The 17,856-nt window shown below is 69.5% G+C and carries 15 protein-coding genes; 10 read left to right on the top strand and 5 right to left on the bottom strand.

Going from position 1 to position 17,856, the window contains the following annotated elements; translation table 11 throughout:
- The 5 genes from WEB06_01900 to WEB06_01880 are packed head-to-tail and all read left to right on the top strand — an operon-like array spanning position 1 to position 6,765.
- Positions 1-1,578, top strand: a complete 1,578-nt coding sequence (locus tag WEB06_01900) for a flippase (GenBank protein ID MEX2554367.1) — start codon at positions 1-3, stop codon at positions 1,576-1,578.
- Entirely contained in the window at positions 1,578-3,173 is a 1,596-nt protein-coding gene (locus tag WEB06_01895; protein MEX2554366.1) for a phosphotransferase, read from the top strand. Before WEB06_01900 ends, WEB06_01895 begins: the two co-directional genes overlap by 1 nt.
- A 3-nt stretch (positions 3,174-3,176) precedes the next feature.
- Positions 3,177-4,373, top strand: coding sequence for a glycosyltransferase (locus WEB06_01890; GenBank protein MEX2554365.1), 1,197 nt, complete (start codon positions 3,177-3,179; stop codon positions 4,371-4,373).
- Positions 4,370-5,446: a hypothetical protein gene (locus WEB06_01885; GenBank protein ID MEX2554364.1), complete on the top strand. Its 1,077-nt coding sequence runs from the start codon at positions 4,370-4,372 to the stop codon at positions 5,444-5,446. The genes WEB06_01890 and WEB06_01885 overlap by 4 nt, the downstream gene beginning before the upstream one ends.
- The gene (locus WEB06_01880) at positions 5,443-6,765 is read left to right on the top strand and encodes a hypothetical protein (protein MEX2554363.1); all 1,323 of its coding nucleotides are present in this window, start codon (positions 5,443-5,445) and stop codon (positions 6,763-6,765) included. Before WEB06_01885 ends, WEB06_01880 begins: the two co-directional genes overlap by 4 nt.
- Here the strand turns inward: WEB06_01880 and WEB06_01875 are convergent.
- The 4 genes from WEB06_01875 to WEB06_01860 all read right to left on the bottom strand — a co-directional run bounded on the left by WEB06_01875 (position 6,728) and on the right by WEB06_01860 (position 11,354).
- Complete coding sequence (locus WEB06_01875) at positions 6,728-7,963, bottom strand: phosphotransferase (protein ID MEX2554362.1); 1,236 nt, start codon at positions 7,961-7,963, stop codon at positions 6,728-6,730. The genes WEB06_01880 and WEB06_01875 overlap by 38 nt on opposite strands.
- The gene (locus WEB06_01870; protein MEX2554361.1) at positions 7,960-8,925 is read right to left on the bottom strand and encodes an NAD(P)-dependent oxidoreductase; all 966 of its coding nucleotides are present in this window, start codon (positions 8,923-8,925) and stop codon (positions 7,960-7,962) included. The genes WEB06_01875 and WEB06_01870 overlap by 4 nt, the downstream gene beginning before the upstream one ends.
- Before the next feature lie 18 nt (positions 8,926-8,943).
- Entirely contained in the window at positions 8,944-10,458 is a 1,515-nt protein-coding gene (locus WEB06_01865) for an exopolysaccharide biosynthesis polyprenyl glycosylphosphotransferase (protein ID MEX2554360.1), read from the bottom strand.
- 203 nt (positions 10,459-10,661) lie between these two features.
- Positions 10,662-11,354, bottom strand: coding sequence for a response regulator transcription factor (locus WEB06_01860; protein MEX2554359.1), 693 nt, complete (start codon positions 11,352-11,354; stop codon positions 10,662-10,664).
- 335 nt (positions 11,355-11,689) lie between these two features.
- Here WEB06_01860 and WEB06_01855 point away from each other — a divergent pair, with 335 nt between their 5' ends.
- Positions 11,690-12,325 (top strand): HAMP domain-containing sensor histidine kinase, encoded by a 636-nt coding sequence (locus WEB06_01855; GenBank protein MEX2554358.1) that lies wholly within the window; start codon positions 11,690-11,692, stop codon positions 12,323-12,325.
- Positions 12,322-12,984, top strand: a complete 663-nt coding sequence (locus WEB06_01850) for a response regulator transcription factor (protein MEX2554357.1) — start codon at positions 12,322-12,324, stop codon at positions 12,982-12,984. Before WEB06_01855 ends, WEB06_01850 begins: the two co-directional genes overlap by 4 nt.
- 27 nt (positions 12,985-13,011) lie before the next feature.
- Here the strand turns inward: WEB06_01850 and fusA are convergent, their stop codons facing one another.
- Positions 13,012-15,090: an elongation factor G gene (fusA, locus tag WEB06_01845; protein ID MEX2554356.1), complete on the bottom strand. Its 2,079-nt coding sequence runs from the start codon at positions 15,088-15,090 to the stop codon at positions 13,012-13,014.
- Between the two features lie 151 nt (positions 15,091-15,241).
- Here fusA and WEB06_01840 point away from each other — a divergent pair, with 151 nt between their 5' ends.
- The 3 genes from WEB06_01840 to WEB06_01830 form a co-directional block, all read left to right on the top strand.
- Positions 15,242-15,841, top strand: coding sequence for a CDP-alcohol phosphatidyltransferase family protein (locus WEB06_01840; GenBank protein MEX2554355.1), 600 nt, complete (start codon positions 15,242-15,244; stop codon positions 15,839-15,841).
- A gap of 2 nt (positions 15,842-15,843) precedes the next feature.
- Positions 15,844-16,752 carry a phosphatidylinositol mannoside acyltransferase gene (locus WEB06_01835; protein MEX2554354.1) on the top strand — a complete coding sequence of 303 codons (909 nt, stop codon included), beginning with the start codon at positions 15,844-15,846 and terminating at the stop codon, positions 16,750-16,752.
- Between the two features lie 18 nt (positions 16,753-16,770).
- On the top strand, positions 16,771-17,856 hold a 1,086-nt coding region (locus tag WEB06_01830; GenBank protein MEX2554353.1), incomplete at its 3' end, for a glycosyltransferase family 4 protein.

Below are 17,856 nucleotides of genomic sequence, written 5' to 3'. Positions count from 1 at the left end.
GTGGACACGATCTCGGCCACAGCGGGGGACGCGTCCCTCCCGGTAACCGGCGACCTCTCCTCGGAGGCGACCGCCTCCCAGATCCGCGGCTCGAGCCTGCTGCTTTTCGGCCGGATCATCTCTACCGCCGTCAACGTCGTGATCCAGGTGATCATCGTTCGCTATCTGTCGAAGGAGCAGTTCGGCGCTTTCGCGTACGCCCTGTCGCTCGTCGCGCTCGGCGAGGCCATCGTCACCGCCGGCCTCGACCGCGCGATCACCCGGTTCTTGCCGATCTACGACGAGGAAGGGAAGCCGGGCAAGATGCTCGGCACGCTCGTGCTCGTCGGTGGCACCGTTCTTTCGCTCGGGCTCGCGCTCATCGTGATCACGCTCGGGCTCCGCGCCTTCTCCGGGGGAGCGTTGCTCGGGGACGCGGAGGCCGTCGGCCTCCTGTCGATCATGATCGTCCTGGCGCCGCTCCAGGCGATCGACACCGTGGCGACCGGAGTGTTCGCCGTCTTCTCAAAGCCGACGGCGATCTTCTTCCGGAAGTATCTTCTCGAGCCCGGCCTCAAGCTGATGGCGGTCGGTGCGCTCGTGTGGTCCAACAGCACGCCGCGCGCGCTCGCCGCCGGTTACGTGGCGGCCGGCATCGCCGGGACCTTGCTCTACGTTTGGGTACTGTTCCGCATGCTCCGCCGGTCGGGGATCATGAAGCGGTTCTTCCAGACGCACCTCGAGATCCCCGCCCGTGAGGTCCTCTCGTTCACGATCCCGCTTCTCACCTCCGACCTCCTCTATTCGGTGATGACGACCTCGGACGCGATCATGCTCGCCCGATGGCGAGGCGCCGAGGATATCGCCGCCTTCCGCGTCGTCCAGCCGGCCGCGCGGCTGAACCAGCTCGTCCTGACCAGCTTCGCGTTGCTGTTCACCACCGTCGCCGCACGCATGTTCGCGCGACGCAGCACGAAGGAGATGGGCCACCTGTACTGGCAAACCGCGGTGTGGATGGCCGTCCTGGCGTTCCCGATGTTCGCCGTGACGTTCGCGCTGGCGCGACCCGTCACCGAGACGATGTACGGCGTGCGGTACGCCGACTCGGCGATCATCATGTCGCTGCTGTCCTTCGGCTACTACTTCAACGTCGTGCTTGGGTTCAACGGCCTCATGCTCAAGGTCGTCGGGAAGCTCCGGGCGGTCGTCGCGATCAATGCGATCGCGCTGGTGGTCAACCTCGTGCTCAACGTCGTGCTCATCCGCGCGTACGGGCCGGTCGGGGCGGCCGTCGGAACGGCGGCGACGCTCGTCGTGCACAACCTGCTCAAGCAGGGAGCGCTCGGGCTGGCGACGGGGGTATCGCTGTTCGAGCGCAAGCACCGGAACCTCTACCTGACGATCGTGCTCACGGCGGCGGCGCTCATCCTCCTCCAGTATGCGCTGGATCCGCCGCTGCTCGCGGGGCTCCTGTTCGCGGGGCTGGGCTCGCTCGCCGTCCTGGCCGTCGGCCGGGGGTCGCTGCGCGTTGACGACACGTTCCCGGAACTGATGCGCTACCGGCTGGTTCGGATGATGGTCGGGGGCGGGGGCAAGTGATGCTGGACACGACGCGCGCGGGAACCTTCGTCGCCGGGAGCAACCGTCTCGACGGCGCGTCCGGGGCCGCCTGGCTGGCGCTGCTTCCCCGGCAGGAGTTCGGCAGCGTGCTCGTCCTCGGGGTTCCGGGCAAGCCGGTCCTGGCGGCACTCGCCCGCGCCGCCGGTGCCGTGACGGTTCGCTGCCGGACGGGACGCGAAGCGCGCCGTGCCCGGGTGATCCTGGCCGGCTCCGCCGCGCAGATCGTCGGAGAGATCCCCCAAGGACGCTTCGACCTCGTCGTGGTCGCCCGTTCCGAGGCTCGCTCGTTCGATGGAGCGCTCGCAGGTGACGCGACCGTCGTCGTGGAGGAGTCCGGCGCTCCTCGGCGCGGCCACGGCGCCACGAACGCCACGCGGATCGCCTTGCGGCCGGCCGTCGGCGAGATCACCGCCGCCGTCCCGGAATCCTCTCCCAACGCGCGGCGCGCACTGGAGCGGCGCGGCCTGTGGTCCGGCTCGGTGGTGATCCGTGCGTTCGGCCGCTCGCGCGAAGTCGGCGGGCCGTGGCTGCGCGCGCTCCGCGAGCGCAGGCTCGTTGTCGGCGCTTCAGGGCCGCCCGCGTACCTGCGACGCATCGCCGCCGGTGCCGGCATCGACATCGACGCGTGGGACTGGGCGATGTCGGCGCCGGGACGGTATCGGTCGAACAAGATCTCGTTCTTCCTCTTCGAGCCCGGATCCGCCGAGCCGAAGCTGGTCGTCAAAGCGACCCGCGATCCCGATCTCAACGGACGCCTCGAGATCGAGCGGGGGGCGCTGGATCATCTCCGCGCCGCTCGCGTCGTCGATCCGTCCACGATCCCGCGCGTCGCGTTCTCCGGCGTGGAAGCCGGGCGCGCCGTGCTCGGGCTCACGGCCGTCGACGGGAGGCCGTTCACGGCGGCGACCCGAGCTACGGCCGACTGTCCCCATGCCGCTCGCGCGTTCGGATGGCTCGTCGACCTCGGCGCCGCGACGGCGACCCCCGCGTCCGGAGCCGAGCTCGCCGCGCATCTCGGCGACATCCTCGACCGGTTCCTCGGCCTGTACCCCGTGGGGGCGGCCTACCGATCGATGCTCGAGGCGCAGATCCGCGTCATAGAGGATTCGGCGTCGAGCTTCCCGTCGGTCCTCCAGCACGGCGACCCCGGCGTCTGGAACCTCCTCGTCGCCGAGGACGGGACCGTCGCGTTCCTGGATTGGGAGGCCGCGGAGCACCGCGGCGTCCCGCTGTGGGACGTGTTCCACCTGGCGCGCAGCTTCGCCGTCGCCGCCGGTCGGACCGGCGGAGAGACGAACATCATGCGTGCCATCGAGACCATCCTGTTCGCGCCGACCCCGATCAACCGGATGGTCGCGGATGCGATCGGTCGGTATCGCGATCGCGTCGGCGTTCCGACCGAGCTGATCGAGCCGCTGTTCCATACGTCGTGGATGCATCGCGCGCTCAAGGAGGCGACGCGCTTGCCGAAGGAGCGCCTCGAGGGCGGCCACTACCTCGCGCTGCTGCGCCGCGGCATCGACCTTCGAGACACCGCGGGCGTTCGCCGGTTGCTCGGCGGGGGAGAGGGTTAGTCGATGCGGATCCTCGTCTGCGCGGAAGAGGCGCTGCTGCCGCCGGCCACCGGCTTCCGGATCGCCGTCGAGTCGCTCGTGGAGCGTCTGCGCGACGCGAACGACGTACGGGTGCTCGCACTGCGGGTTCCCGGTCAGAACGATCCCGCCCCCGAGGGGACGCGGCTGGTCGACTGGCGGCCGGCCGGGACGATCACGGACGCGGCGAGGCTCGCGCGCGCGCTGGCGATGCGCAGGCCGCTCCGGGTGGACGCCTACGCCGACGCGTTGCGTCCCGCGCTCGCCGAAGAGCTGGCGAGCTTCCGCCCCGACGTCGTCCACCTGTCCTCGGGCCGCGTGGCCGCGCTCGGGGGCATGCTCCTCGACGTGCCGTCGGTCCTGGGGGCATTCGACGCCGCGCACCACAACGTCGAGGCGAGAGCGGAACGCGCCTCGGGCATCAAGGCGATGCTGCTGCGAGGCGAGGTGCGTCGCTGGAAGCGCTACGAACGAACCGACTGGCACCGCTTCACACGCGTGACCGTGTCGAGCGAGGAGGACCGCGCGACGCTGACCGCCATGGATCCTCGCCTCCGCGTGGTCGTCATGCCGCTCGGGATCCACGTCGGATCATTCGCCGGACGCCCCGACGAGAAGCGAGACGACCGGCGCATCGTGTTCCACGGCGTGATGGACTACGCGCCGAACGTAACCGCGGTCGAGTTCCTCGTCCGGTCGGTCCTGCCGCGGGTGAAGGCGGCGCGCGCCGACGCGCACGTCGCGATCGTCGGTCGCGATCCCTCGCCCGACGTGCGAGCACTCGCCGGTCCCGGCGTCGAGGTCACCGGGTCCGTCCCCGACATCCGTCCGTGGCTCGCGGGGAGCCGTGTGTTCGCGTGTCCGATGCGCAGCGCCACCGGGGCGAAGACCAAGGTGCTCGAGGCGATGGCGTCCGGCTTGCCGTGCGTCGTCTCCCCACTCGCCGCTCGCGGCATCGGTGCGACGCCGGGCGTGCATCTGATCGAAGCGTCCACCGAGGAAGACTTCGCGGATGCGCTCGTGCAGGTGCTCGACGACGACGACCTCGCCGGCAGGCTGGGCGCTGCGGCGCGCGCGTTCGTCGAGTCCGGGCACGACTGGAGTTCGGTCGCTCGCATGCACGAACGGCTCTATCGAGAGATCACGACCGAGACGGCCGCCGTTCAGAGGGAGCGCGCGTGAGTCGCGTCGAGGCCGAACGACGGGTCGAGGCCGCCGACGTGGTGGTCACCGACGACGGTGACGGCCACGGCCGCTCGGCGCTCGCGGCCGTGCGCGCGCTCGCGACCGCCGGGTACCGCCCGGCCGTCGCACGATCCGGCCGATGGTCGCTCGCCGCCGCGTCCCGCGCCTGCGTGCGGACGTTCGAGGTCGGGCCGGTTTCCGCGCCGGGATTCGCCGACTCGGTCGGCCGCGCGGCCCGCGAGATCGGCGCGCATGCGATCTTCCCGTCGAGCGACACATCGCTGCTCGCGCTGGGCGAGCCCGTCGGCCATCTCCTCGATAAGGCGCGGCTCATCGAAGCCGCGAAGCGTGCCGGGATCCCCATGCCCGAGACGCACATCCACGAAACCGCCGAGGACCTCATCGCGTCGGCCGGCCGGCTGACCTACCCGGTCGTCGTGAAGCTTCCGATCTCGCGCGTCCCGGCGCGCAAGGTGTCGGGTGCCGCCGAGCTCGCGGGAGCGGCGGCCGTACCCGGTCCCTTCCTGGTCCAGCCGTTCATCGACGCCCCGGTGTGGGCCGTCGGCGGCGTGATCTGGGACGGCCGGCTCGTCGGCGCCGTCCACCAGCGGTACCTGCGAACCTGGCCGGTCGATTGCGGAACGGCATCCGCGGCCGTGACCGCCGAGCCCGACCCCGCGATCGAGGAACGCCTCGTGGGGTTGCTCGACGGGTACGAGGGGATCTTCCAGGCTCAGTTCGCCGGCGAGTTCCTACTCGATCTCAACCCGCGCGTGTACGGCTCGCTGCCGCTCGCGGTCGCGGCCGGCGCGAACCTGCCGGCGATCCTGTGCGACCTCAGGCGGGGCGAGAGCGTCCCGTCCGTCCGCGCGCGCGCCGGGGTGAGCTACCGGTGGATCGAGGGCGATCTGCGCGCGCTCCGCAGCCTCGTGCGCGGCCGGCGGCTCGGTCCGGCGGCCGCCGTGCGCGCGCTGGGCCCCAGGCGCGGGAGCGCGCACAGCGTCGCGTCGCTCCGCGATCCCGGGCCCGCTTTACTGCGGCTGCGATACGTGATGCGAGGGCGCCGGTGACCGACGAGGAGCTGATCGCGCGGCTCCCGACGCCGGAGCACAGGGCCAACGGGATCCCCGACGAGGACACGATGCGCCGCCGTGAGCGCGCGGCCGCAGCCGCCGAGAAAGCGCTCGCAGATCTGATCGCGCCCGACGGGGTCCGCACCTCGCCGCTGGGGGCGGGCTGGTCGAGCGACGTGGACCTGCACCTGATCGGCGAGCCGGAGCCGGGGCGGCTGGAGGGGCTCGGCTGGATGCCGTTGGACCGCCTCCTGACGGCCGTCGGAAGCCCCGGGAGCGGCCGGTGGGCGGTCATCGAGCGGGGAGAGGTGCTGGGGACCGCAGACCTTCATGCGGCAGCGGCCCCGGCGGATCCAGTGCAGGGCATCGTCGAGCGCTGCCGTCGGCGCCGCGAGGTGCGCCTGCGCGAGGTGCTCGAGCTCCGCGAGCTGGTACGCCGCGGCATGCAGCTTCCCGCCGACCCCGTGATCGCGGCGGCCGCCGACGCGGAAGCGTCGCTCGGAGGTGATCTGCTCGCCGAGCGCCACACGGGCAACGCCCGGCGGCCCCCGGTCCGGCTCGCCGGGTCGACCGCGCGGCGGACGGCGAGGCGGCTGCTGCGCCGGCGCCCGCCCACCATCGGGATCGCGCTGAGCGGCGTCGACGGATCGGGGAAGTCGACGCTCGCGCGGCTCTTGCTGCGCGACCTCGGGCGCTTGGGGATCCCGGCGTCGACGGTCTGGACGCGGCCGGGGATGCGCATCGCATGGCTGGAGCCGATCGCGCGGTCGGCGAAACGCGTGCTGCGCGAGGACGCGGAGCCCGGCGTTCTCCGGGTCGCGGCCGAGCCGGATAGCACGCTGCGTTCCCGGCGCGGGCTCTTGGGGTGGACCTGGGCCGCGCTGGTGACGTCGTCGTTCGTCCGCGACGTCCGCCGCCGCGTGCGAGCAGCCGAAGGTGTGGTCGTCTACGACCGGCACCTGCTCGACGCGCTCGTCACGCTCTCCTTCGCGTACCGTGGCGTCGACCTTCGGCGGCACCGTCGGTTCGTGCGTCGCCGGATGCCGCCGGCGGCCGCATGCTTCTACCTCGACGCGGCCGCCGAGCTGGCGGTGGCTCGCAAGCCCGGAGACGCGATCGGCCCGGCGGCGGTGCAGCGCCAGCTCGAGGGATACGCGGCGGAGCTCGCGGCGATGCCGGATGTCGCCGTGCTCGACGCCTCGCTTCCGGAGGAGGAGCTCGCGCGACGGCTGCTGGCAGCGGTACTCGGGGCGGGAGAGCCGCGGCGGGTGGAGGACGTCAGGGGCGAAGCGTCCGCAGAACCCCGTCCACGTTGATCGCGAGCCACCGTTCGTCGGCGGCTCGCGACGGGTGCCGGGACACGGTCCCACGCAGCTCGCCGGCCCACCAGGCGATCGCGAGAACGTCGCCGGGGATCGTCGCCGACGCGCCGTCGAGCAGCGACCGGTAGGCCTCGTCCCGCCACGGGTGGCTCTCCCAGATCTCCCCCAGCTCGCAGCGTTCCGCGATGCGTCGTCCGGTCGCGTGCAGATGCAGGAGATCGGCACCGGGAACGGCTCCGGGATCCCACGCGTCCCAGTCGACGACGCCGCTCAGCCGTCCTCCGTCGACGAGCAGGTTGCCGACCCACAGGTCGCCGTGCCGCAGCACCGACGGGAGTGCTCGGAGCGTGCCGCGCAGCGAATGGGCGAGCGCTCGCAGCGCGTCCGCGCGCTCGGGCAGGAGCGCCGCCAGCGCCTCGAGATCCCTGCGTGGGGCGGCCGGCGGGCCGTTCCCCGGCGGCAAAGCTGCGCAGAGGGCGGCCGCGTCACGGGAAACCTGCGCGGATCCGCCACCGGGCCGGCGTCCCGGCAGCGCCGTCTCGAGCGACCACGAAGCGCCGGCTGCTTCGCCCGTGGCCAGCAGGCGGGGGACGGGGATGTTGTGCGGCGACAGGTGCGCCAGCGCGGCGGCGCCGCGGGCCGGATCCCCGGGAGCCCCCGCGACGCCCACCCGCAGCACGGCCGCTCCGTCGCCGGCGCGAACGCGAGCAAGGATCGAGCCGCTCGAGGAGAGGTGGAGTGGCCCCTCGGACAGGCGCACCCCCGCCACGTGGACGGCCGCGTCGAGCACGCGAGGCCGGGGACCGGCGAGGGGAAGCTCGACCACCGCACCGCCGAGCAGCATCGATCGAAGCGCGTTCCGGCCCCCACTGCCGCCCAGGGTCTGCGGAGGGATCCGATGCACCCGCGCGCCGCGTCCACGCCGGGCAGCTCCGAGTGCGCGCTCCCGAGCGAAGACCGCACGCAGCGCGGACGCCCGCCGGGTCCCCGACGGGAGCGGCGAGCGCCCCCAGACGATCGCGCGGGGCGTATCCCGGGCGGGCAGACGCCAGCGGTCGCCGGCGGGCGCGAAGACGCCGGTGCCGTCGGAAGGACCGAGCAGGTACGCGATCCGCTCGATCGGATCTGGAGAGGTGACGTCCGGGGCCGAACCCGTCGCCGGCTCACCCGGCGACGAACGGCTTGAGCTCATCCCTTGAGGTTATCCCGCCAGATCTGGATCGTCCGCGCGATGCCGTCGTCGAGCGAGACCTTCGGCTCCCAGCCGGTCGCCTTCGAAACCTTCTCGTGGCTCGAGTTCAGGTAGAAGATCTCGCCGGGCCGCTTCGGGATGGTGTTCCAGTTGATCCGGCCCTTCCAGTCGAGCTGGCCGGCGATGTTGTCGGCGAGCTCGCCGATCGTCAGGCCGTTGTCTGGACCGGTGTTGTAGACCTCGCCGTGCAGCTTGTCGTCCGCAGCGGAGTTGATGAGCTCGACGTAGAGGTCGAGGAGGTCGGTGATGAAGATGAAGTTCCGGACGGGATCCTTCTCGCCGAGGTTCACCGTGTCGCCCTTAAGCATCTGGGTGAGGATCCGCTCGACGATGAAGTAGTCGTTCTCTCTCCGGCCGAAGCAGTTCGTCTGACGAAGCATCACGGCCGGGAAGTTGTACGCGTACTTCATGTATTGGAGATACTTCTCGGAGGCGAACTTCGCGACCGCATACGGGCAGGCCGGGTGCGGGTCGAGCGTCTCCTCGAACGGGCCGTCCGGAGCCTGGTGGCCGTAGACCTCCATGCTCGACGCGAAGATCATGCGCTTGAGGTCGGGCAGGATCTTCAATGCCGCCTCGGAAAGGTTGATCACCCCCATGTAGTTCGTGTCGGTGACCTCGTGCGGGTGCGCGAACGAGTACGCGACCGGTGTCACCGCGCCGAGATGACAGATGATGTCGGGGCGGAACTCGCGGAGAGCCTGCGCGACGCTGTGGTAGTCCGTCACGCTGCCGTAGTGCATGTCGACGCGACCCATCAGGCGCTGGACGCCCGGGTAGTTGAGACGGTTCGTCTGGCGAAGCAGCCCACCGACGTGGAACCCGTCATCGAGCAGCCGCTCCGCGAGATAGGAGCCGATGAACCCGCTCACGCCGGTTACGAATACCTTGGTCTGGGTCACGGGATTCCTCCTACGTTGCTAGTTCGTCCCATCCGGCGCCGGCTCTTTCGTGTGGCCGTTTCTCGTGATGGGATCCAGATGGATGCGGGCGGTGGCCACGTCCGGATGTCCGTTGCCGGTCGTCGATCCGTTCATCGATCCGTTCGCGCGGCCGTTCATGTTGGCGAGGGTTGCCGAGGACTCGGTGTCGGTGAGGTCGATGACTTGCGCGCTGAGGTCGACCATCTGCGCCGACTTATCGGCACGGAGCGCCGTCGCGACACCCGTAAAGATTGCCTTCCCGGTCCTGCTCAGGATCACCAGGTCGCGCCAGAGCGACCAGCGCTCGATGTAGCGGTTGTCGAACCGGGCTCTGTCCTGGATCGACGTGTCCCCGTTGAGCCCGTGGATCTGCGCCCAGCCCGTCAGGCCGACGGGAACGCGATGACGGTCCTTGTAGCGGGGGATCTCCGCCGCGAACAGATCCACGTAGTACGGTCGCTCGGGGCGGGGCCCGACGAGAGACATGTCGCCCTTGAGGACGCTGATCAGCTGGGGAAGCTCGTCCAAGTGGGTCGCCCGAAGCAGACGGCCGATCGACGTTTTCCTCGCGTCGCCGTTCACCGACCACGTCGTGTCCGCATCGTCGTTGACGAGCATCGTGCGGAACTTGAGGATCTCGATGACGCGGCCGCGATGGCCGACGCGCTTCTGGCGGAAGAAGACCGGCCCGGAGCTGCTCAACCGAACCATCGCCGCGAGGATGAGGAACAGAGGCGCCGCGACAAAAAGGGCGGTCGCGGCGACCGTGGCGTCGACAACCCGCTTGAGGCGCCACGTCGCTCCGCGGGTCGCCACGCGATGGAGCTTCACGAGGGGGATCCCGTTGACATCGTCGGCGTTCCCGTCGGTGCCGACGCCGAGCTCGAACAATCGCGGGACGACGTAGATGTCGAGCGGCATCTCGTCCCAGGTGCGAAGCACATCGATCAGGTCTTCTTCCTTGCCGGGGCCGAACGCAACGACCAATCGCGTCGCTGCGTGACCGTCGACGATGTGGGGCAGCTCGCCGATCGAGCCGAGGAAAGGAAGCGGAAGATCGCGACCGTTGCGCTCGTCGACGAAGCCCACCGGGCGCAACCCGTACTCGGGGCTCCCCTGGAGCGTCTCGGCGATCTCCGCTGCAACGGGACCTCCGCCGAGAACGATCGTCGGTTCGAGTCCGGAGCCCCGTCGTCGGAGTAGCCGGACGACCTCGTAGCCGATCGCACGCGCGGCGACCACGAGCCCCGCCGCGATGGCTGCCGACTGCGCGAGGCGGCCGGCCCCTTCGCCGAACCCTTCGGCTGCTGCGCCGCCGATGCCCGCGGCGCAAACGGCGGCGACGAGCATCGGAAGCTCGTCGCTGACGGCCGGATCGAGGCGGCGTCCGTGGCCGCCGTGCAGGCGCAGGAGAGAGAACGCGACCACGATCGTGATCCAGCCGATCGCGTCGAGGGAGTGGGCCAATGCGAACGCGCCGATCAGGGCGGCCGCGTCGAGCGCCGGAGTCACAAAGAGTGACCTCCGGAGCGGACGCCTACGCTGTTGGAGGAATCGCGAAGCGAACAACTTGATCCGTACCCCCCGCAGGAGCCCCGCTTCTTCTCGGAACGCGCTGGTAGCAGCACCGAGCGTACAAACCGGGACAGACGATCCCCTCAACCCGCATGATGAACTTGCCTACGCTTTTCGTCCCAACGGGATGTATAGGGCGCTTACTGAGCGAGTTGCGGGCCGCGTCCGGCAGCCGCAACGGGCCGGGTGGAGCGGACGCGGAGCGCGAGCGCGACCGCCTCGAGGCTGGACCGCACGTGAAGCTTGGCGAAGATGTTCTGGACATGTGTGCGGACCGTGTTCGTCGAGAGGAACATCCGCTCCGCGATGGCCGACCGGTCCAACCCGTCGGCCATCATGTCCAGGACGCTGCGCTCGCGTGGCGTGAGCCGGCCGAGGCGCTCTTCGTCCTCGTCGACGATGCGGCGGGTCGTCAAAAGGTCGCGCAACACGCCGGTTAGGAGGCGTGGAGGGATCCAGCTCTCGCCGGCGGCGACGCCTCTGATCGCGCCGAGTAGCTCTTCGGTCGGCGCGTCCTTCGTGACCCAGCCCGCGGCTCCGGCCCGGACGGCCTCGCCGACCCTGACGGGATCGGTCAGGAAGCTCACGACGATGATCGCCAGCGCGGGATAGGCGGCCCGCAGGCGCGATGCAAGATCGATGCCGTCGTCCCCCCCCAGCTCGACGTCCATGAGAACGACGTCGGGATCGAGCGTTTCAACGGCGTCGAGCGCTTGGGCAGCCGTGTTCGCCTGGCCGACGACGCTCAGATCGGCCTCTGCCTGGAGGCGCGAGGCTATCGCTTCGGCGAAGACTCGATGATCGTCGACGATGAGGACGCGCAGGACTTTCACCATACGTACCTTCCAACGATAACGGCTCGTGGGCGACCTGCGAATGGGGGAAAGGGTCTACGCCACGCGAAGGAACCCGGCCGAAAGCGCCGGGGCGGCGGAAGCGGAGCGAGCGGATCGGATCGAACTCCATTCACGAGGGTCTCATTTCCTTATCGACCAGGGGAAGCAGGATTTTGGGATTTTGGACCGGTTCAGATAGGACTTGCAACTCTTTGCGGCAATTGACCACAGGTGGTAGTGTCGTCATTCAGATTACGTAGCTGGGGGGCTGCGTCCGCGTGGGCGCCGGGGGAGTCGTGCAGTTGGCTTCGAAGACGCATGGCCGGGTTTCGATGAAGCCCCACCGCCGCGCCAACAGTTCCCTCCAAGACGTCTGTCACGACCTTCGCCAGCCTGCAGCGGCCATACTCGCGCTCGTCGCGGCGGCCGAGGCGCACAGCGACCTCCCCGACGAGATCCGCGGTCGGCTCGAGCAGATCGGATCCGAAGCTCGCCACATCTCCACGATCGTCGGTCAGGCGGCGGGCGAGGGGATGACCTTCCGCCCACTCGACGCCGGGGACTGCACCGCGAAGGTCGTTGAGTCCGTCCGCGCTTCAACGCCCGGTACGATCACCGTCGTTGCCGAGGCCGGGACGATCGTCGTGGCCGATGCCTCGGTGCTCCGGCGCGCTTTGGGAAACCTCCTGGATAATGCGATCCGTGCAGCCGGGGCGACCGGAACCGTCCTGGTCACCGTGGGCACGTACGATTCGTGGGTGCAGTTCGACGTGAACGACTCGGGTCCGGGGTTCGGCTCCGGGCCCGTAGGCATCGCGGGCCTCGGCCTCGGGATCGTCGAGTGGCTTGCCGGCAGCCACGGCGGCGATCTGAGCTTTCTCGAGAGCCACCTCGGCGGTACGCTCGCCCGTCTTCGGCTCCCGGCAGCTCGCACGGGATCGACCCAACTTCCAAGGAGCCGTCCGTGAGGATCCTCCTCTGCGACGACCACCGTCTCTTGGTCGAAACCCTTGCGGCCTTGCTCCGGGCGAACGGCCACGAGATCGTGGGCGTTTCGTTGACCCCGGAGGAGGCCGTCGAGGTCGTCCGGACCGAGCAGGTCGATGTGTGCGTGATGGACATGAGCTTCGCGGGCGCTGGGGACGCCGGGATCGACGGCATCCGGCGGGTCGTGGAGGCGTCCCCCACGACCAAGGTTGCGGTATTGAGCGCGTCGGGTGAGCCGGACCTCATCGCGAAGGCTCTGAGCGCAGGCGCCGGCGCGTATCTCCTGAAGTCGGAAGACGTCGATCGGATCCTCGCCACGATCACGGCGCTCGCGCGTGAGCGCATGGAGGATCTCCCGGTTACCACGCCTCGCAGCACGGAGCCGACCCAGGGTCAGCAGTTGCGTTTCATGACCCCGAGGGAACGCGAGGTGTTGACCCGGCTCGTGCAGGGGCAGAGCACCGTCGCGATCGCTCGCGAGATGGGCGTGGCCTACAGCACTGCGCGCACGCATATCCAGAACGTGCTCACCAAGCTCGGCGTGCACTCGAAGCTCGCCGCGGTCACGTTCGCCGTTCGGAACGGTCTCGTGGCGCCGCTCCCTCGCAACGGGAACGACACCAAGCGAAACGTGGTCTAACTCAGGGCTGCCGCAATCAGCAGGCCGCTATTTGTGCGCTTCTTCTTTCGCCTTCTGCGCCTCGGCGACGACCTTCTCTTGCACGTGCGACGGAGCCTCCTCGTAGTGAGAGAAAGCGACCCGGAAGGTCGCGCGGCCCCCGGTCTTCGACCTCAGGTCGATCGAATACCGGAGCACCTCGCCTTGCGGGACCTTCGCTTTGATGTGCGTCCAGCCGCGTCCGACGGGCTCCGAACCTTCGATGCGCGCGCGTTTCGACGACAGGTCGCCCATGATGTCGCCGACCGTATCGTCCGGCGTCATGACGTCGAGATCCATGATGGGCTCGAGCAGCACGACGCCAGCTTCGCGCGCGGCATCCTTGAACGCCTGACCTCCCGCGAGCTGGAACGCGATATCCGAGGAGTCGACGGAGTGGAACTTGCCGTCGAAGAGCCTCGCCTTGACGTCGACGAATAGGTAGCCGGCGAGCACGCCCTCCTCGAGCGCCTTCCGCGCGCCTTTCTCGACCGACGGGATGAAGTTGCCCGGGATCGCGCCGCCGACGATCGCGTTCTGGAACTCGAAGCCGGCCCCACGCGGTAGGGGGGACAGCTCCAGGGAGCACACCGCGTACTGGCCCCGACCGCCCGATTGCTTGACGTGACGACCTTGAGCGGAGGCCGTTCGCTTGATGGTCTCGCGATACGCGACCTTGGGTGGGAGCGTGTTCACCTCGACGTGATGGCGCGCCAGCCGGTGAACGATGACGTCGAGATGAGCCTCGCCCATCCCCATGATCAGCGTCTGGTGCGTCTGGGAGTTCCGCTCGTGACGGAAGGTCGGGTCTTCGTCGGCGAGCTTGTGTAACGCGATCGACAGCTTGTCCTCGTCGCCCTTGGTCTTCGGCTCGATGGCGACGGCGAGCAACGGTTCCGGGAACTCCACGCCTTGGAGCACAAGGGGTGTGCCGCGCGTCGCAAGGGTGTCGCCGGTGATCGTGTGCGAAAGCTTGGCGAGCGCTCCGATATCGCCGGCCGGCACCTCGGAGACCGTCTCCTGATGCTTGCCCCGCAGGGTATGAACCTGGCCGACCCGCTCCTCCGCGTCCCGGGTGGCGTTCAAGACCGTCTGATCGGGGCGGAACGTGCCCGAGTAGACGCGGAAGAAGGTGAGCTTGCCGACGTACGGATCGGACAGGGTCTTGAAAACGAGAGCTGCCAGCGGGCCTTCCGCGTCGGGCGGGAGCTCGCTCTCCGCGCCACCTGTCGTCGCCTTGACTGGGAGCCGCTCCAGGGGCGACGGGACCTCATCGACGATGAAATCCGCGAGCAGGTCGACGCCGATGCCCTTCGTCGCGCTCCCGCACAAGACCGGAACCGTGATGCCGGCCGCGATGGCTTTGCTCAGCGCCGCGACGATCTCCTTGGTGTCGATCGTGCCGCCTTCGAGGTAGCGCTCCATCAACGCGTCGTCGGTCTCGACCACCGACTCCACGAGCTTCTCGTGCAAAGACGCTTCGTTGGCCGAAAGGTCGTCGGGGATCGCCGTCTCGCTGCGAGCGCCGTCGTCGTAGGTGAAGGCGCGATCCCCGAGGAGGTCTACCACGCCGCGGAAGTCGTGCTCCTCGCCGATCGGCAGATGAAGGGGAGCGACCTTGTTGCCGAAGGTCTCGGTCAGCTCGTCCATCGTCCGCTGGAAGGAAGCGCGCTCACGGTCGAGCTTGTTGATGAAGAACGCGCGAGGGATACCGAGGTGCTCGGCGATATCCCAGGCGACGCGGGCCTGGACCTCGAGGCCTTCGACCGCGGAGATGACGATGATCGCGGCGTCCGCGGCACGGATGCCTGCTTCGGCATCGCCGACGAAGTCGGCGTAGCCCGGCGCGTCGAGCAGGTTGATCTTGTGGTCCTTCCACTCGAAGGGCGCGAGCGAAAGGGAGATCGAGATGCCCTTCGTCACCTCGTACGGGTCGAAGTCGCTCACCGTGTTGCCGTCCTCGACCCGACCCGGCCGATTGATGGCACCGGCGACATGGAGGAGTGCCTCGGTGAGCGACGTCTTGCCTGCTCCACCGTGGCCGACGAGCACGACGTTCCGGATCCGGTCGCTGGGATACGTCTTCACAGGCCGATCCTTTCGTTCACCGATGGACGCACAGCGGTTGAGCGGGGCGCCATTATAGCCACGCCGCTTCGAGCCACGGCAGGCGCGACCGAGGCGCCGCACGCGCGCTGACCTGGGGTTACGACGCGCGAGGGTTATGCTTACGCCACCGATGCTGTCGAACGCGCGTCAAGCCGTCGCGAAGATCGCCGAGCCACTCGCCCGAGTGATCGACGCCACGCCGATAACCCCCAACGGGATCACGATGCTCGGCCTGGTCGGTACGCTTGCCGCCGCCGTCTTCGTCGCGCAAGGCGAGTTCGGCGTCGGAGCCGCGTTCTTCGTCCCTTCGGCCTTCCTCGACCTCTTCGACGGTCTGATCGCCAGGCGTCGCGGGACGGCGAGCCGGTGGGGCGCGATGATCGACTCGGTCGCCGACCGGTTCGGCGAAGCTTCCCTGCTGATCGCGCTGGCGTATCGCTTCCGCGTCGAGCGGCCGCGCCTGGCCGGGGTCGTCCTTGCGGCGCTCGTGTTTTCGTACCTCGTCTCCTATGTGAAAGCTCGAGCCGAGAGCCTCGGTTTCCGGTGCGAAGGCGGATGGGCGGAACGCCCCGAGCGAGCCATCCTCTACGGCACCGCGCTGCTGATCGTCGGCGCCGTCGAGCCGGCGATGTGGGCGCTCGCGATCCTGGCCGCAGCAACCGTCGTTCAGCGACTCCTCATGGTTCACCGGCAGGCCGCCGCGGAGCGCGCCCCCGAACGGAACATGTAGAGATGGCGGGCGAGACGCGCCGCGAAGGCGTGCGGCTGAAGCTCATCGGGGTCGCGTATCTCCTCGTGTGGCGGTTGGCGCGCGCGCTCCCCGAACGGCTCGCACGGAAGCTCTTCGACTGGTCGTCGGGACGCTCGTATCGGCGCAATACGCGCCGTCGTGAGGTCGTACGGGAGAACCTCCAGCCCGTCGTCGGCTCGGGCCCGCAGCTGGACCAGACGGTGCGCGAGGCCTTCAACAGCTACGGCCGTTACTGGATGGAGACGTTCCGGCTGCAGGACTTGTCCGGCGAAGAGCTCACCGAGCGGTTGCACGGCGAGGGCCTGGAAACGCTGGCGGAGATCCACGCCCGGGGCCGGGGTGGGGTGCTCGCGACGCCGCACCTCGGAAACTGGGACACCGGAGGTCGCTGGGTCGCAGAGCGGTGGCCGCTGACGGTCGTCGTCGAAGTGCTGCGCCCCAAGTTGTTGTTCGACCGGTTCGTCGAGCACCGCCGCGGGCTCGGGATGACGATCATCCCGCTCGTCCGGGGTGGCGACGCCACCGCACGATGCCTGGAGAAGATCAAAGAGGGCGGATACGTAGCGCTCGTGTCGGACCGCGACCTCTCCGGCTCCGGCGTCGAGGTGAAGATGTTCGGGCGCACGACCAAGATGCCGCCCGGGCCGGCGGTGCTCGCGCTCCGAGCGGGCGTCCCCTTGATCCCGGCATGCATCTATCAGCTTCCCGACGGGAACTGGCACGCGTGGGTGATGGATCCGATCGACGACGGCGTCACCGGTGAAACGCCGGAGAACGTCGCGCTCCTGACCCAACGGATGGCGAAAGCGTACGAGCAGCTGATCGCCCGCGAACCCGAGCAGTGGCACGCGTTCTCGCCCATGTGGCTGCCGGCCGGGGCGTCGGCCTGACGCCTTGAAAATTCTCCCGTGAAGGTGCTGGTGGTCTGCCCGTACTCGTGGGCAACGCCGGGCGGGGTAGGTGCGCACGTCGCCAGCCTGGCGGCCGCCCTTCGAGACCGGGGCCACGAGGTTCGGATCGTGGCGCCCGACGCGGCCGATGCTCCGGGGGTCACCTCGGTCGGTCGCAGCGTCCCGATCCCCTACAACGGATCGATCGCGCGCCTCGCCTTCGGACCGCGGGTCGCGATGCGGATACGAGTGGTCATCCGCCGGTACCGGCCCGACGTTGTCCACGTTCACGAGCCCTTCGCGCCGAGCGTCGGGCTGGCGGCGCTGCTGGCTACTCGCCTGCCGGTGGTTGCGACGTTCCACGCGAGCGCGCCACGATCGAGGGCGTACCGGATCGCGTCGCCGGCCCTGCGCCCCCTGTACCGGCGGCTCGCCGGCCGCATCGCCGTGTCCGAGGAGGCTCGCCGGACCGTCGAGGAGGCGCTCGGCAACGACCTGCGCGTCATCCCGAACGGGGTGGACTGCTCGCGATTCGCCGGGCTGCCGGAGCCCGCGGGCTCGACGGTCCTTTTCATAGGCCGCTTCGAGCCGAGGAAAGGCGCACGCGTACTGATCGACGCCTTCCCGGCGCTGAAGGATCGCCACCCTGAAGCGGCGCTCATCATGGTGGGGGAAGGATCGGAGCGGCGCGCGTGCGAAGAGGCGGTGCCCGAGGCCCTGCGCGAGCACGTCACATTCGTCGGCCGCGTGGAGCCGTGGGAACTCGCCCAGTCGATGGGCCTCGCGGCCGTCGTGTGCGTGCCTTCGCTCGGTGGGGAGAGCTTCGGGATCGTCCTTCTCGAAGGGATGGCCGCCGGGAGGCCCGTGGTCGCCTCGAACATCCCCGGCTACGCGGCCGTGCTCCGCGACGGCGTCGACGGGCTGCTCGTTCCTCCCGGCGATCCCACGGCATGCGCCGAGGCGCTGGCGCAGGTTCTGGACGATCCCGCGCGCGCGAAGGCGATGGGAGAGGCCGGCCGGGAACGCGCCTACCGCTACGACTGGCCGGTCGTCGCCGGGGAGATCGAAGCGGTGTACGCGGAAGCCCTGAAGTCGGTCCCGGAG

Source organism: Actinomycetota bacterium, from assembly GCA_040905475.1.
GTDB lineage: Bacteria > Actinomycetota > AC-67 > AC-67 > AC-67 > DATFGK01.
The sequence above is the reverse complement of the archived record's forward strand: the minus strand, read 5'-3'. Positions and strand labels throughout refer to the sequence as shown.

Bases quoted from the DNA above. Each gene is read 5' to 3' on its own strand.
- WEB06_01895 (MEX2554366.1), top strand. From the start codon at position 1,578: ATGCTGGACACGACGCGCGCGGGAACCTTCGTCGCCGGGAGCAACCGT.
- WEB06_01890 (MEX2554365.1), top strand. From the start codon at position 3,177: ATGCGGATCCTCGTCTGCGCGGAAGAGGCGCTGCTGCCGCCGGCCACC.
- WEB06_01875 (MEX2554362.1), bottom strand. From the start codon at position 7,963: ATGAGCTCAAGCCGTTCGTCGCCGGGTGAGCCGGCGACGGGTTCGGCC.
- WEB06_01855 (MEX2554358.1), top strand. From the start codon at position 11,690: ATGAAGCCCCACCGCCGCGCCAACAGTTCCCTCCAAGACGTCTGTCAC.
- WEB06_01840 (MEX2554355.1), top strand. From the start codon at position 15,242: ATGCTGTCGAACGCGCGTCAAGCCGTCGCGAAGATCGCCGAGCCACTC.
- WEB06_01835 (MEX2554354.1), top strand. From the start codon at position 15,844: ATGGCGGGCGAGACGCGCCGCGAAGGCGTGCGGCTGAAGCTCATCGGG.